The sequence below is a fragment of the Roseomonas sp. TAS13 genome, assembly GCF_001950415.1.
In the GTDB taxonomy this organism is placed as follows: Bacteria; Pseudomonadota; Alphaproteobacteria; order Acetobacterales; family Acetobacteraceae; genus Roseomonas; species Roseomonas mucosa.
In genome coordinates this window covers 1-15,435 of record NZ_BDLP01000076.1, presented here as the reverse complement: position 1 = coordinate 15,435, position 15,435 = coordinate 1, and the positions used below count along the sequence as shown (strand labels likewise).

The 15,435-nt window shown below is 69.2% G+C and carries 8 protein-coding genes; all 8 read left to right on the top strand.

The window, feature by feature from the left end:
* On the top strand, positions 1 to 2,227 hold a 2,227-nt coding region (locus ROTAS13_RS08665), incomplete at its 5' end, for an alpha-1,4-glucan--maltose-1-phosphate maltosyltransferase (RefSeq protein WP_075822103.1).
* Positions 2,228 to 2,243: 16 nt separating this feature from the next.
* On the top strand, positions 2,244 to 5,498 hold the full coding sequence (gene treS / locus ROTAS13_RS08660) for a maltose alpha-D-glucosyltransferase (RefSeq protein WP_058389890.1): 3,255 nt from the start codon (positions 2,244 to 2,246) through the stop codon (positions 5,496 to 5,498).
* Complete coding sequence (glgB, locus tag ROTAS13_RS08655) at positions 5,488 to 7,698, top strand: 1,4-alpha-glucan branching protein GlgB (protein WP_058389891.1); 2,211 nt, start codon at positions 5,488 to 5,490, stop codon at positions 7,696 to 7,698. The genes treS and glgB overlap by 11 nt, the downstream gene beginning before the upstream one ends.
* Positions 7,682 to 9,790 carry a glycogen debranching protein GlgX gene (glgX, locus tag ROTAS13_RS08650; protein WP_058389892.1) on the top strand — a complete coding sequence of 703 codons (2,109 nt, stop codon included), beginning with the start codon at positions 7,682 to 7,684 and terminating at the stop codon, positions 9,788 to 9,790. The genes glgB and glgX overlap by 17 nt, the downstream gene beginning before the upstream one ends.
* On the top strand, positions 9,787 to 11,607 hold the full coding sequence (gene treZ / locus ROTAS13_RS08645) for a malto-oligosyltrehalose trehalohydrolase (RefSeq protein WP_075822102.1): 1,821 nt from the start codon (positions 9,787 to 9,789) through the stop codon (positions 11,605 to 11,607). Before glgX ends, treZ begins: the two co-directional genes overlap by 4 nt.
* On the top strand, positions 11,604 to 13,712 hold the full coding sequence (gene malQ / locus ROTAS13_RS08640; RefSeq protein ID WP_075822101.1) for a 4-alpha-glucanotransferase: 2,109 nt from the start codon (positions 11,604 to 11,606) through the stop codon (positions 13,710 to 13,712). The genes treZ and malQ overlap by 4 nt, the downstream gene beginning before the upstream one ends.
* Positions 13,713 to 14,137: 425 nt before the next feature.
* Positions 14,138 to 14,413 (top strand): hypothetical protein, encoded by a 276-nt coding sequence (locus ROTAS13_RS26115; RefSeq protein WP_126281887.1) that lies wholly within the window; start codon positions 14,138 to 14,140, stop codon positions 14,411 to 14,413.
* A 370-nt stretch (positions 14,414 to 14,783) separates the two neighbouring features.
* Positions 14,784 to 15,293, top strand: a complete 510-nt coding sequence (locus ROTAS13_RS08635) for a ferritin-like domain-containing protein (RefSeq protein WP_075822100.1) — start codon at positions 14,784 to 14,786, stop codon at positions 15,291 to 15,293.
* Positions 15,294 to 15,435 lie beyond the last annotated feature (142 nt).

The window sequence follows — 15,435 nt, the reverse complement described above, 5'->3', positions numbered from 1 at the left end:
CCTCGACGGCCGCGACGCGCGGGCCGCCGGGGCGGCGGCGCTGATCCTCGCCAACCCGGACGTGCGGAACAGCCGCGACCTGATGCCGGAGACGGTGCTGCCGGAACTGGGCGGCATGCTGGGCGGCTTCGCCGTGCCCGGCGGTTCTTCCACCCAGGCGCTGGTGCCCGGCACGCCGCTGCGGCTGGAGCCCGGCGGGGTGCTCGCCGCCACGGCGAAGCGCGGCCGGCCGATCCTGCGCGACGCCTCCGAACTGCCGGCGGAGGAGGCGGTGGAAAGCCCCCGCATCGCCATCGAGGCGATCACCCCCGCCGTGGATGACGGCCGCTTCCCTGCCAAACGCATCGTCGGCGAGGTGGTGGCCGTGGAGGCCGACATCTTCACCGACGGCCACGGCAAGCTGAACGCCGCCCTGCTCTGGCGCGCCGCCGACGAGACGGAATGGCGCGAGGCGCCGATGACGCTGGTTAGCAACGACCGCTGGTCGGCCACCTTCCCGCTGGAACGCCTGGGCCGCCACGTCTTCGCCGTGGAAGGCTGGATCGACGTCTTCGCCGCCTTCCGCGACGAGCTGGGCAAGAAGCACACGGCCGGCGTGCCGGTGCATCTGGAGCTGGAGGAAGGCCGCCGGCTGGTCGCCGCCGCCGCCGACCGCGCCGGCTCCGACATCCCGGGCCTCGCCGCCCTCGCCGCCCGCCTGCTGGACGCGGCGGATGCGGAACGCCTCGCCCTGCTTCTCGCCCCCGACACGGCGGCGATGATGGCCAGCGCCGACGACCGCCCGCACCGCCTCCGCTCCGCGCCGATGCCCGTGGAGGCCGAGCGCACCGCCGCCCGCTTCGCGAGCTGGTACGAGATCTTCCCGCGCTCGCAGAGCGGCGATCCGAAGCGTCACGGCACCTTCGACGACGTGATCGGCCAGCTTTCGCGCATCCGCGCCATGGGCTTCGACGTGCTCTACTTCCCGCCGATCCACCCGATCGGCCGGAAGAACCGCAAGGGCCGCAACAACACCCTCACCCCCGGCCCAGACGATCCCGGCAGCCCCTATGCCATCGGCTCCGAGGATGGCGGCCACGAGGCGCTGCACCCCGAGCTCGGCTCGCTGGAGGATTTCGAGCGCCTGCGCCAGGCCGCGGCGGACCAAGGGCTGGAACTGGCGATGGACTTCGCCATCCAGTGCTCCCCCGACCATCCCTGGCTGCGCGAGCATCCGGAATGGTTCGACTGGCGCCCCGACGGCACCATCAAGTACGCCGAGAACCCGCCCAAGAAGTACGAGGACATCGTCAACGTCGATTTCTACGCCGAGGGCGCGATGCCCTCGCTCTGGATCGCGCTGCGGGACTCGGTGCTGTTCTGGGCGGAGCGCGGCATCCGCACCTTCCGCGTGGACAACCCGCACACCAAGCCTCTGCCCTTCTGGGAATGGATGATCGCGGAGGTGAAGGCCCGTTTCCCCGACACGATCTTCCTCTCCGAGGCCTTCACCCGCCCCAAGGTGATGTACCGGCTGGCCAAGGTCGGCTACTCGCAGAGCTACACCTACTTCACCTGGCGCAACACCAAGGCCGAGATGCAGGAATACCTGACGGAGCTGACGACGACGGCGCCGAAGGAGTTCTTCCGGCCGCATTTCTTCGTCAACACGCCGGACATCAACCCGAAGTTCCTCCAGACCAGCAGCCGCCCCGGCCACCTGATCCGCGCCGCGCTGGCCGCCACGCTCTCGGGGCTCTGGGGCGTCTACAACGGCTTCGAGCTCTGCGAGGCCACGCCCGTCGCCCCGGGCAAGGAGGAATACCTCGACAGCGAGAAGTACGAGATCCGCGCCTGGGACCACGACCGCCCCGGCAACATCGTCGCCGAGATCACCCGGCTGAACGCCATCCGCCGCGAGAACCCGGCGCTGCACAGCCACCTGGGCGTCACCTTCCACAACGCCTTCAACGACAGCATCCTCTATTTCGGCAAGGCGACGCCGGACCGCTCGAACTGCCTGCTGGTCGCGGTGAGCATGGACCCCTTCAACGCGCAGGAGGCCAGTTTCGAGGTGCCTCTCTGGGAATGGGGCCTGCCCGACCATGCCTCGATCGAGGCGGAGGACCTGATGCGCGGCAACCGCCTCACCTTCGCCGGCAAGATGCAGCACCTGCGCCTCGATCCCGCCGACCTGCCCTTCGCCATCTGGCGCCTGCGCCCCACCGGTACGCCCTTCGGGGCTTGAGAGCGAACGAACCGAGATGTCCATGACGGAAGACCCGCACTGGTACCGCGACGCGGTCATCTACCAGTTGCACATCAAGAGCTTCTTCGATTCCAACAATGACGGGATCGGCGACTTCGCCGGCCTGATCGACAAGCTCGACTACCTCTCCGAACTGGGCGTGGACACGCTCTGGCTGCTGCCCTTCTACCCCTCCCCGCGCCGCGACGACGGCTACGACATCTCGGAGTATCGCGATGTCAGCCCCGACTACGGCACGCTGGACGAAGCCAAGCGCTTCATCGGGGAGGCGCACAAGCGCGGCCTGCGCGTCATCACCGAGCTGGTGATCAACCACACCAGCGACCAGCACCCCTGGTTCCAGGCCGCCCGCAAGGCGCCCCCGGGCGACCCGGCGCGCGACTACTACGTCTGGTCGGACAATGACGAGCTCTATTCCGGCACCCGCATCATCTTCCTCGACACGGAGAAGTCGAACTGGACCTGGGACGAGGAGGCCCAGTCCTATTTCTGGCACCGCTTCTTCAGCCACCAGCCGGACCTGAACTTCGACAACCCCCGCATCATGGTGGAGGTGCTGAACATCATGCGCTTCTGGCTCGATGCCGGGGTGGATGGCCTGCGCCTCGACGCCGTGCCCTACCTGATCGAGCGCGACGGCACCAGCAACGAGAACCTGCCCGAGACGCACGAGGTCCTGAAGACGCTCCGCCGCAAGCTGGACGAGGAATACCCCGACCGGATGCTGCTGGCCGAGGCCAACATGTGGCCCGAGGACACGCAGCAGTATTTCGGGGAGGGCGACGAATGCCACATGGCCTTCCACTTCCCGCTGATGCCGCGCATGTACATGGCGATCGCGCAGGAGGACCGCTTCCCGATCACCGACATCCTGCGCCAGACGCCCGACATCCCCGATGGCTGCCAGTGGGCGATCTTCCTGCGCAACCACGACGAGCTGACGCTGGAGATGGTCACGGACAAGGAACGTGACTACCTCTGGAACACCTATGCCGCCGACAAGCGTGCCCGCATCAACCTCGGCATCCGCCGCCGCCTCGCCCCGCTGCTGGAACACGACCGCCGCCGCATCGAGCTGATGAACGGCCTGCTCATGTCCATGCCCGGCACGCCGGTGATCTACTACGGCGACGAGATCGGCATGGGCGACAACATCTATCTCGGCGACCGCGACGGCGTGCGCACGCCGATGCAGTGGTCTCCCGACCGCAACGGCGGCTTCAGCAAGGCCGACCCGGCCGGCCTCGTCCTGCCCACCATCCAGGACCCGCTCTACGGCTTCCAGGCGGTGAACGTGGAGGCGCAGTCGCGCGACGCGCACTCCCTGCTGAACTGGACGCGGCGGATGCTCGCCACGCGCAAGCGCTCCCGCGCCTTCGGCCGCGGCGGCATGCGCCTGCTCTACCCGGGCAACCGCAAGGTCCTTGCCTATGTCCGGGAATACGGGGACGAGAGCATCCTCTGCGTCTTCAACCTGTCCCGCACCTCCCAGGCGGTGGAGCTCGACCTCTCCGCCTATGTCGGCCGCGTGCCGGTGGAGATGCTGGGCGGCACCGCCTTCCCGGAGATCGGCCAGCTCACCTACCTGCTCACCCTGCAGCCCTTCGGCTTCTACTGGTTCGTGCTGGCGACCGAGCAGGCCCTCCCACCCTGGCACGTGAAGGCGCCCGAGCCCTTGCCCGACCTGCGCACCCTGGTCTTCCCGGCCAACACCACCGGCTTCGGCGAGGCGCAGAAGCGCGAGCTGGAGCGCGAGGTGCTGCCCAGCTACCTGCCCAAGCGCCGCTGGTTCGCCTCCAAGGGCGAGAAGCTCGAAGGTGTCAGCCTGAAGGCCATCGCCCCCTTCCCGCACGCCCGCTACGTCATCTTCGCCGAGATCGAGGCGAAGCTGCCCGACCGCACCGAGCGCTACTGCCTGCCCCTGGCCGCGGTGGAGGACGACGACAGCGCCAGCCCGCTGGCCTATCAGCTCGCCATCTCCCGCGTGCGGCAGACGCGCCGCGTCGGCTACCTGACCGATGCCTTCGCCTCCGACGACTTCGTGCATGCCGCGCTGGTGAACTTCCGCCGCAACAGCACCACGCAGAGCGACGAGGGCGAGATCCGCTTCATCGGCGGCGCCCTGCTGCACGGCATCGAGATCCCCGAGCGGCCGGAGATCCGCCGGCTTTCCGCGGAACAGTCCAACTCCTCGATGATCGTCGGCGACCAGGTGGTGCTGAAGATCCTGCGCAAGCTCTTCTCCGGCATCCATCCGGAGGCCGAGATGACGCGCCATCTCACCGAGGCCGGCTTCCAGAACATCGCCCCGCTGCTGGGCGAGGTGGTCCGCACCGGGCCGGACGGACAGCCGGTGACGCTGATGCTGCTGCAGGGCTTCGTCCGCAACCAGGGCGACGGCTGGGGCTGGACCCTGGACTGGCTGGCCCGCTCGGTGGACGAGGCCGCGCTGGCCCATGACGGGCACGAGGACATCTTCGCCGGCTACCTCAGCTTCGCCACCGCCCTGGGCCGCCGCCTGGGCGAGTTGCACGCCGTGCTCGCCGCACCGTCCGACGACCCGGCCTTCACGCCCGAACCCGCCGTGGAGGCGGACCGCACGGCCTGGGCCGAGGGCGCGCTGGAACAGCTCGAACCGGCGCTCAAGCTGCTGGAAAAGGCCACCGACCTGTCGGAGGCGGACGCGGCCCGCGCGCAGTCCCTGCTCGGCAAGGCCCAGGCCCTGCGCGGCAAGGTCCACGCGCTGGCGCAAGCCGCCGACGGCGCGCTCAAGACCCGCGTGCATGGCGACTTCCACCTGGGCCAGGTCCTGGTCTCCCAGGGCGACGCCGTGATCGTGGACTTCGAGGGCGAGCCCGCGCGCTCGCTGGAGGAACGCCGCGCCAAGGGCTCGCCGCTGCGCGACGTGGCCGGGCTGCTGCGTTCCTTCGACTACGCCGCCGCCGCCGCCGCCCAGAGCCACGACACGGGCAGCAGCTCCGCCGTGCCGCAGGAACGCCGCGAGGCGCTCCTGGCACGCTTCCGCCAGGAGGCCTCCGACGCCTTCCTGGCGGCCTACCGCGTCGTGGAGCACGCGGCGGAACGCCCCTGGGTGCCGGAGGCCTCCGAACAGTCCCTGCTCGATCTCTTCCTGATCGAGAAGGCTGCCTACGAGATCCGCTACGAGGCGGCCAACCGGCCCGCCTGGCTTCCCCTCCCCCTGCGCGGCCTGGCCGCCATCGTCGAGAGGCTGATCCCCGATGCGGAATGATGCCGCCATCCAGGCCCTCGCCGAGGGCCGCCACGGAGATCCCTTCGCCATCCTGGGCGCCCATGACGGCCCCGGGGGTAAAACGGTCCTGACCTTCCAGCCGGGCGCGAAGGCCGTGGAACTCCTCGACGCGGAAAGCGGCGAGGTCCTGGCGCCGATGGAGCGCATCCACCCCGCCGGCGTCTTCGAGGCTCCCGTCCCCGATGCCCGCCCCTACCGCTTCCGCGTCGAATGGCCCGGCGGCGTGCAGGAGACCGAGGACCCCTACAGCTTCGGCCTGCTGCTCGGCGACATGGACCTCTACCTCTTCGCCGAGGGCCGGCACCGGGAGATGGGCCGCGTCTTCGGCGCCCAGGCGATGACCCTCGGCGGCGTTCCCGGCGTGCGCTTCGCCGTCTGGGCCCCGAATGCCGAGCGTGTCTCGGTGGTCGGCGGCTTCAACAGCTGGGACGGCCGCCGCCACCCGATGCGCCTGCGGCGGGAGGCCGGGATCTGGGAGCTCTTCATCCCCCGCCTCACCCCCGGCACCGCCTACAAGTACGAGATCCGCGGCCCCGGCGGCGCCATGCTGCCGCTGAAGGCCGATCCCGTCGCCCTGGCCTCGGAGCTCGCCCCCGCCACCGCCTCCGTGGTGGCGGACCCGACGCCGCACGAATGGCAGGACGCGGAATGGATGGCCGGCCGTGCCGCCCGCCACGCGCCCGACGCGCCGATCGCCATCTACGAGGTCCACCCGACCTCCTGGTGGAAAGCCGAGGACGGCCATGCGCCGGACTGGGAGGGCCTGGCCGACCGGCTGATCCCCTATGTGGCGGAGATGGGCTTCAGCCATGTCGAGCTGCTGCCCGTCATGGAACATCCCTTCGGCGGCTCCTGGGGCTACCAGCCGCTCGGCCTCTTCGCCCCCACGGCACGCTTCGGCACGCCGGACGGCTTCGCCCGCTTCGTGGACCGCTGCCACCAGGCGGGCATCGGCGTCCTGCTCGACTGGGTGCCGGCCCACTTCCCGACCGACGCCCACGGCATGGGCCATTTCGACGGCACCGCCCTCTACGAGCACGCCGACCCGCGCGAGGGGTTCCACCAGGACTGGAACACGCTGATCTACAATTTCGGCCGCAACGAGGTGCGCGGCTTCCTGATCGCCTCCGGCCTCTTCTGGCTGGAGCACTACCACGTGGACGGGCTGCGCGTGGACGCCGTGGCCTCGATGCTCTACCGCGACTACTCCCGCAAGCAGGGCGAATGGGTCCCCAACCAGTATGGCGGCCGCGAGAACCTGGAGGCCGTGGCCTTCCTGCGCGAGCTGAACACGGCGGTCGCCGAACGCTGCCCCGGCGCGGTGGTGATCGCCGAGGAATCCACCGCCTGGCCGGGCGTGACGAAGCCGGTCAGCGAGGGCGGGCTCGGCTTTTCCTACAAGTGGAACATGGGGTGGATGCACGACACGCTCCACTACATGCAGGAGAACCCGGTCAACCGCCGCTGGCACCACGACAGCATGACCTTCGGCCTCGTCTATGCCTTCTCCGAGAAGTTCGTGCTGCCGCTCAGCCATGACGAGGTGGTGCATGGCAAGGGTTCGCTGCTCGGCAAGATGCCCGGCGACGACTGGCAGAAGCGCGCCAACCTGCGCGCCTACCTTTCCTTCATGTGGACCCATCCGGGCAAGAAGCTGATCTTCATGGGCATCGAGCTTGCCCAGCCGACGGAATGGAACCACGACGCCGCCCTGCCCTGGCACCTGCTGGACGATCCCGGGCATCGCGGCATGCAGGACCTCGTCCGCGACCTCAACGCGCTCTACCGCGGCCTGCCCGCCCTGCACCGTCTCGACGCGGAACCCGCGGGCTTCGAATGGGTGATCGGCGACGACAGCGCGCAAAGCGTCTTCGCCTATCTCCGCCGCGGCCAGGATGGCGACCCGCCGGCACTCGTGGTCTGCAACCTCACCCCGGTGCCGCGCGAGGGCTACCGCATCGGCGTCCCGGCCAGTGGGCATGGGGGCGGCTGGTGGCACGAGCTGCTGAACAGCGATGCCGGCAACTACGGCGGCAGCAACCTGGGCAATGCCGGCGGCGTGATGGCCGAGGATCTGCCCAGCCACGGGCAGGCGCAATCGCTCTCGCTCATCCTGCCACCGCTCGCTACGATTGTGCTGTCCCCCGGAGCACTCAACACGCATGGCCCTACCCCCTGATCGCCTCGCCCCCGGGCGGCCTTATCCGCTCGGAGCCTATTGGGACGGTCTCGGGGTCAACTTCGCGGTCTTCTCCGCCCATGCGGAGAGGATCGAGGTCTGCGTCTTCAACGCCACGGGCCGCAAGGAGCTGGCCCGCTACGCCCTGCCGGAATGCACCGACGAGGTCTGGCACGGCTATCTCCCCGGCGCGCAGCCCGGCCTCGTCTACGGGCTGCGCGCCCATGGCCCCTACGAGCCCCGGCGCGGCCACCGCTTCAACCCGCACAAGCTGCTGCTCGACCCCTATGCCCGCAAGCTGGTCGGGCAGGTCACCTGGTCTGACGCGCTCTTCGGCTACCGCGTCGGCAACAGCCGCGAGGACCTTTCCTTCGACCGCCGCGACAGCGCCGTGGCCATGCCCAAGGCCCTGGTGGTGGACGAGAGCTTCACCTGGGGCGACGACCGCCCCCCCGCCACGCCCTGGACGGACACGGTGATCTACGAGGCCCACCTGCGCGGCCTCACCATGCGCCACAGCGCCCTGCATCCACGCCTGCGCGGCACCTTCGCCGGCCTGTCCGACCCGCGCATGATCGAGCACATGCTGCGCCTGGGCATCACGGCAGTGGAGCTGCTGCCCGTGCACGCCTTCCTGCAGGACCGCTTCCTGGTGCAGAAGAGCCTGCGCAACTACTGGGGCTATTCCACCCTGAACTTCTTCGCGCCGGAAGCCGCCTATCTCAGCACCGGCTCGCTGAAGGAGATCAAGGTCGCCATCCGTCAGCTCCATGCCGCCGGGATCGAGGTGATCCTCGACGTCGTGTACAACCACACGGCCGAGGGCAACGAGATGGGCCCGACCCTGTCCTGGCGGGGCCTCGACAACGCCAGCTACTACCGCCTCCTGCCCGGCGACGAGCGCGTCCACATCAACGACACCGGCACCGGCAACACGCTGAACATCGCCCATCCGCGCGTGCTGCAGATGGTGACCGACAGCCTGCGCCACTGGGTGCAGACCTACCGCGTCGACGGCTTCCGCTTCGACCTCGGCACCATCCTGGGGCGGGAGGCGAGCGGCTTCGACCCCGGTGCCGGCTTCTTCGACGTGCTGCGCCAGGACCCGGTCCTGTCCCAGGTCAAGCTGATCTCGGAGCCCTGGGACATCGGCCCCGGCGGCTACCAGCTCGGCAACCACCCGCCGGGCTTCGCCGAATGGAACGACCGCTTCCGCGACGACGTGCGCCGCTTCTGGCGCGGCGATTCCGGCCTGCGCCCCGGCCTCGCCAGCCGCCTCACCGGCTCCAGCGAGATCTTCGACCGCCGCCGCCGCCAGCCCTGGGCCTCGGTGAACTTCGTGGCCGCGCATGACGGCTTCACCCTGCGCGACCTCGTCTCCTACGCCCGCCGCCACAACGAGGCCAATGGCGAGAACAACCAGGACGGCCATGGCGAGAACTTCTCGGCCAACTGGGGCGTGGAGGGCGGGACGCAGCAGCCCTGGGTGCTGGAAACCCGCGCCCGGCTGCAGCGCGCCCTGCTGGGCACCGTCTTCCTGTCCGCCGGCACCCCCATGCTCCTGGCCGGGGACGAGATGGACCGCACCCAGGGCGGCAACAACAACGCCTATTGCCAGGATAACGAGGTCTCCTGGCTGGACTGGGAGCACGCGGCCACCCCCCGCGCCCAGGCGCTCGCCGAATTCGTTTCCCGCCTCGCCTGGCTGCGCCAGTGCTGGACCCCGCTTCGCCCCCGCTACTTCCCCCACAGCCGCACCGAGCCCGCCCCCGGGGTGCAGGACACCGGCTGGTTCGACCAGCACGGCCAGCCGATGCAGCCGGAGGCATGGAACGAGCCCGAGGCCCGGACGTTGACGCTGCGCCGCGCCGACATGGCCGCGGATGGCTGGGTCGAGGTCGTGATGCTGATGTTGAATGCCGACGGCGCGGAACAGAGCTTCCAGTTGCCGGAACCGGTGCTCCCCTGGCGGCTGCTGCTGGACACGGCGCTGCCGGAAGCCGAGGAGCGCTCCCTGCTGCCGGAGGAAACCAGCGTGACGGTGGGGGCGCATTCGCTGCTCCTGCTGGGCGCACGGGTCGAGAAGCCATGAGCGGCGCCCCCTCGCCCTGGGGCGCGGAACTCCTCCCGGACGGGGCGCGGACCCGCTTCCGCCTCTGGGCTCCCTCGGCCACGGAGGTCGCGCTGGAGATCGCGGACCACCCCCCCGCGCCCATGCGGGCGGAACCGGACGGCTGGTTCTCGCTGGAGGCCGCCGCCCCGGCCGGCACGCGCTACCGCTTCCAGGCCCGGCTGGAGGACGGCTCCACCCTCCCGGTGCCCGACCCGGCGGCGCGCTTCCAGCCGGACGACGTGCACGGCTTCAGCCAGGTGGTCGATCCCCGCGCCCATGCTTGGCGGAACACCGGCTGGAAGGGCCGCCCCTGGCACGAGACCATCCTCTACGAGCTCCATGCCGGAACCTGCGGCGGCTATGCCGGCATCCGCGCCATGCTGCCCCGGCTCAAGGCCCTGGGCGTCACGGCCATCGAGCTGATGCCGATCGCCGAGTTCCCCGGCCCGCGCAACTGGGGCTATGACGGCGTCCTGCCCTTCGCCCCCGCTGCCTCCTACGGCACGCCGGAGGAGCTGAAGGCCCTGATCGACGAGGCGCACGGCCAAGGCCTGATGGTGTTCCTCGACGTCGTCTACAACCATTTCGGCCCGGACGGCGCCTATCTGCACGCCTATGCAAAGGACTTCTTCGACGAGGGCGTCCACACCCCCTGGGGTGCTGCCATCGACTTCAAGAAGGCTCCGGTCCGCGACTTCTTCGAATCCAACGCCCTCTACTGGCTGCGCGAATACCGCTTCGACGGCCTCCGCTTCGATGCGGTCCACGCCATCGCGGAGCAGGACTGGCTCGACCACCTCGCCGCCCGCATCCGGAGCGAGATCCAGGCCGAGACCCCCGGCCGCCATGTCCATCTCGTGCTGGAGAACGAGCGCAACGGCGCCAGCCACCTCCGCACGGGCCCCAGGGCGCCCGGATTCGACGCCCAGTGGAACGACGACGGCCACAACGTCCTGCACCCGCTGCTGACCGGCGAACGCGAAGCCTATTACGAGGACTTCGCCGACGATGGCGCGGAAAAGCTCGCCCGCGTCCTGGCGGAAGGCTTCCTCTTCCAGGGCGAGACCATGCCCCATCTGGGCCATGCGCGCGGCGAGCCCAGCGCCCACCTGCCGCCCACCGCCTTTGTGCTCTTCCTGCAGAACCACGACCAGGTCGGCAACCGCGCCTTCGGCGAGCGCCTGCCCGCCCTTTCCCGCCCCTCGGCGCTGAAGGCCGCCACCGCCCTCCTGCTGCTCTCGCCCCAGATTCCGATGCTCTTCATGGGCGAGGAATGGGCCGCCACCGCCCCCTTCCTCTTCTTCACCGCCTTCCCGCAACAGGAGTTGGCGGATGCGGTGCGCGAGGGCCGGCGCAAGGAATTCGCCAAGTTCGCCGCCTTCCAGGACCCGGAGAAGCGCGAGCGCATCCCCGATCCGAACGCCGAAAAGACCTTCACCGATTCCATCCCCGACCTCGCGGAAAGCGAACATGGCTTCCATGCGGAGATGCTGGCCCTGCACAAGGCCCTGATCGCCCTCCGCCACGACGAGATCATCCCCCGCCTGCCCGGTGCCAGGGCCATCGGCGCCGAGGCGGTGGGGCCGAAGGCCGTACTGGCCCGCTGGCGCCTGGGCGACGGCACCCGCCTGACCATCGCCCTCAACCTGGACGAGGCCCCCGTGCCGGTGACCGCGGGCGGCACCCTCGTTCTGCATGAATCCATCCCGGACGCCGCGGAAGCGCTGGCCGCCGGAAGCCTGCCGCCCGACTGTGCGGTGGTGATGCTCGACCTGCCGGAGAACACGGGCCCATGAGCCGGGATGAACTCCACGCCCTCGCGGAGGCCGCCGGAATCGCCTCGCAATGGCGCGACGCCCAGGGCCGCGACCAGACCGTCGCCCCGGACGCCATCGGCGCCGTGCTGGAGGCCCTGGGCCTGCCCACCGGCTCGCCGGAGCAGATGCGGGAAGCCCGCGAGCACCTGGCCGCCCAGGCCGCACTGCCCCCGCTCTGCACCGCCACCGCCGGACAGCCCGTGCTGTTGGGCCTGCCCGGCGAGCCCGAGTACCGGCTCGATCTGGAAGACGGCGGCGTGCTGGAAGGCCGCGCCCGGCAGGAACACGGCCTCTGCCACCTGCCCATCGCCCCGCCGCCCGGCTACCACCGCCTCCGCATCGGCGGCGCGGAAACCACCCTCGCCATCGCTCCGGCCCGCTGCTATCGCCCGGAGGACGCGCTGGCGGAAAGCGATGCGCGCCAGCTTCCCGGCAGACTCCCCTGGGGGCTGACCGTCCAGCTCTACGGCCTGCGCCGCGGCCGCCCGGAAGGCCCGGGCCAGGACGGCATGGGCGGCGGTGGCGTCGGCGACTTCACCGCCCTGGCGGAATTCGTCTCCTCCGCCGCCCGAAAGGGTGCCCAGGCCGTGGCCATCAGCCCGGTCCACGCCCAGTTCTCCGCCGACCCCAACCGCTTCTCCCCCTATTCCCCCTCCTCGCGCCTCTTCCTGAACGTGCTCCACGCCGACCCGGCCGTGCTGGGCGAGGCCCCGCTCCGCGCCGCCTTCGGCCGCACCGGCCTGGCCGGGGAATTCGGCCGGCTGGAAGCCCTGGAGCTCGTGGACTGGCCCGCCGTGGCCCGCGCCCGCCTCGCCGTCTTCCGCGCCCTCTTCGACAGCTTCCCCGGCGACCCGGAATTCGACCGCTTCCGCGCCGAACAGGGCGAGGCCCTGGAAAGCCATGCCCGCTTCGAGGCCCTGCACGCCCATCTCTTCGCCCGCGACCCTGGGCTCTGGAACTGGCGCCAATGGCCCGCCGAATTCCGTGACCCCGCCAGCCCCGCCGTGGCGGAATTCGCCCGCGCCCATGAGCGGGAGGTCGCCTACCACGCCTTCCTGCAATGGATCGCCGACCGCGGCCTCGGCACGGCCCAGCAGGCCGCCCGCGACGCCGGCGCCAGCATCGGCCTCATCGCCGACCTCGCCGTCGGCACCGATGGCGGCGGCAGCCATGGCTGGAGCCGCCAGCGCGAGATGCTACGCCACCTCACCGTCGGCGCGCCCCCCGACATCTTCTCGCCGCTCGGCCAGGGCTGGGGCATCACCGCCTTCTCCCCCCTCGGCCTGAAGCAGGGCGGCTACGGCGCCTTCCTGGAGATGCTGCGCGCCGCCATGCGCCATGCCGGCGGCGTGCGCATCGACCACGCCATGGGCCTCGCCCGCCTCTGGGTCGTGCCGGAAGGCGCCGACCCGCGCGACGGTGCCTACCTGCAATTTCCCGCCGACGACATGTTCCGCCTCGTCGCCCTGGAATCCCGGCGCCACCGCGCCATCGTGGTGGGCGAAGATCTCGGCACTGTCCCGCACGGCTTCCGCGAACGCCTGGACCATATCGGCATGCTCGGCATGCGTGTCCTCTGGTTCGAGCAGCGGGACGGCGGCGGCCCCTACATCCCCCCGCGCGAATGGTCGCGCAACGCGGCCGCCATGACCACGACCCACGATCTGCCCACCGCCGTCGGCTGGTGGCGCGGCCTGGATATCGGCTGGCGCGCTCGCCTCGGCCTGCTGGGAGAGGGCGAGGACGGCTCCGCCCAGCGCGCCGAACGCGCCCGCGACCGCGCCACGCTCTGGCAGGCCATGCGCGACAGCGGCGCCGCCCAGGGCGATCCCCCGCCGCCAGAGGACGGCACCCCGCTCGCCGAGGCCGCCGCCGCCCAGATCGGCCGGTCCGCCTGCACCCTGGCCCTGCTGCCCGTGGAGGATGCCCTCGCCCTGGCGGAACAGCCCAACCTCCCCGGCACCACCGACCAGCACCCCAACTGGCGCCGCCGCCTGCCGGGCGAGGCCGCGACCCTCCTCGACGATCCGGCCTGCGAGCGCCGCCTCGCGGCACTCGCGGAGTCCCGGCCACCCGCCGGCTGAACCATACCCGCCGCGGACCGCCAGCGTCACATTGAGTGGGCCGTGGCCCCGGTTGGGATGCAGCACTCGCACTGCCAGACAGGCCCGCTCCGTCAGCTCCAGCGCGAGGCTGGTGCTGACAGCGATCCGGACAGGCAGGAGCCCTTTTCGAAAATGGTGAACCTGCTCACCTTCTCTGTCAGGCCCGGGAGGGCCGCAGGGCCCGCGTCCTGGCTGCCATCTCCCCCATCGCATGGTGTGGGGAGAAGTGCCGCGGAAGGCGAGCATCACGACCTCCCCTCCCGTCTCCGATCCGTCCCCCACTCGCCTATGAAACGCGGGGCGTCCCGCAAGGAAGCTCAGAGGAGATCGGAGGCAGGACAGCGGTGCACCGACTTCGCCACCATCCGAACCTTGGCTACCCGTGGGCTCCGGTCAGGGTAACAGTGGCCTATGAGAAGCGGGGGCCGAGCGGCATCCGAGAGGATGATCTGTGGCCGAGCCCCAAGACGGCGATGATCGAGAGCTATGCACCGTGGTGGGAATGGGCTGGATGCATGCCGGCCGCATCGCGCAATATCTTCGCGGATCCGACGCTGCTGGTGGCAGTCGATAACCTGGGTCTGCCACAGGTTGGCTGGCGCCGGGGCATGGATCCCGCGTTATGGGTCAACGGACGGTCCTGCGCCATCTCCGGCAGAGTCTATGGCAATACACCTTGATTGAAGGCTGGGTGAGATGTGCGCGAGAGGCGGCCGGATGGTGGAGCCGCGCTCAAAATTACCGTAATAACGATAAATTGTTTGCGGCATCAGCGCTTTTAATGAACCATAAATTCTTTCTCTGCGTTCTCCTATAGCCTTGTCGGACATAGATTACTTGGTACTATGGAATAGCAGCACTCGAAAGCAAAGCCAACAATAGGCAAGCTGCTTTAATACTATTTTGCCGAATGGCACAAAGTGGTTTGATATAGCCCGCTTCGCGGTACCAGGCGAATATCCCTATCGACCTGGACCACAAAAAGGAAGTGCCGAGCCGAATGAACCGGCGGGTAATATCCCGGACAAAACTTGCGCTGGAGGACAAAACATGTCAGAATCCTACAAAGATATCTACATCACTGGGTTGGTAAACGCTCGCGCTTTAGAGACTCAGGCAATTGAGCTCCTTTCGCGGCAGTTGGATCGCGTCCAGAGCTACCCTGAAGTCGAAGCGGCTTTGCGCAAGCACCTGACTGAGAGTGAACAGCAGCGTGATCGCCTCGACGAACTACTAGCCGCGCACGGAACGTCGCATTCTGGAGTGAAAGATTTTGTGACCGGTCTCGTTGGTAATATGGCCGCTCTGGGCCATGTACCAATGCAGGATGAGATCATTAAGAATTCTCTGGCAAATTATGCCTTCGAACATTTTGAAATCGCGTCCTATAAATCTCTTTTGACGTTGGCTGAGCTTGCTGGTGATAGTGCTGCACCTACTGTGCTTATGCTTTCGCTGGGCGAGGAGGAGCGCATGGCACAATGGTGTGCTGATAATCTTGATGCCATCACGCGTAAGTTCGCCTCTCTTCGAGTGCAGGGCGATCAGGCCGGAATCTGACATGAATTTGGTCAGTAGATAGTCGGCCTTGAACAACGTCTTCAGGCTGTCGCCCCTGCGAGCAGGGTGCGGCCTGTCGGGACGCTGGCTTGGCTGATCGGGGTGAGGATTGCCTGTCGGAGGGCGGCGAGGAGAGCGGCCA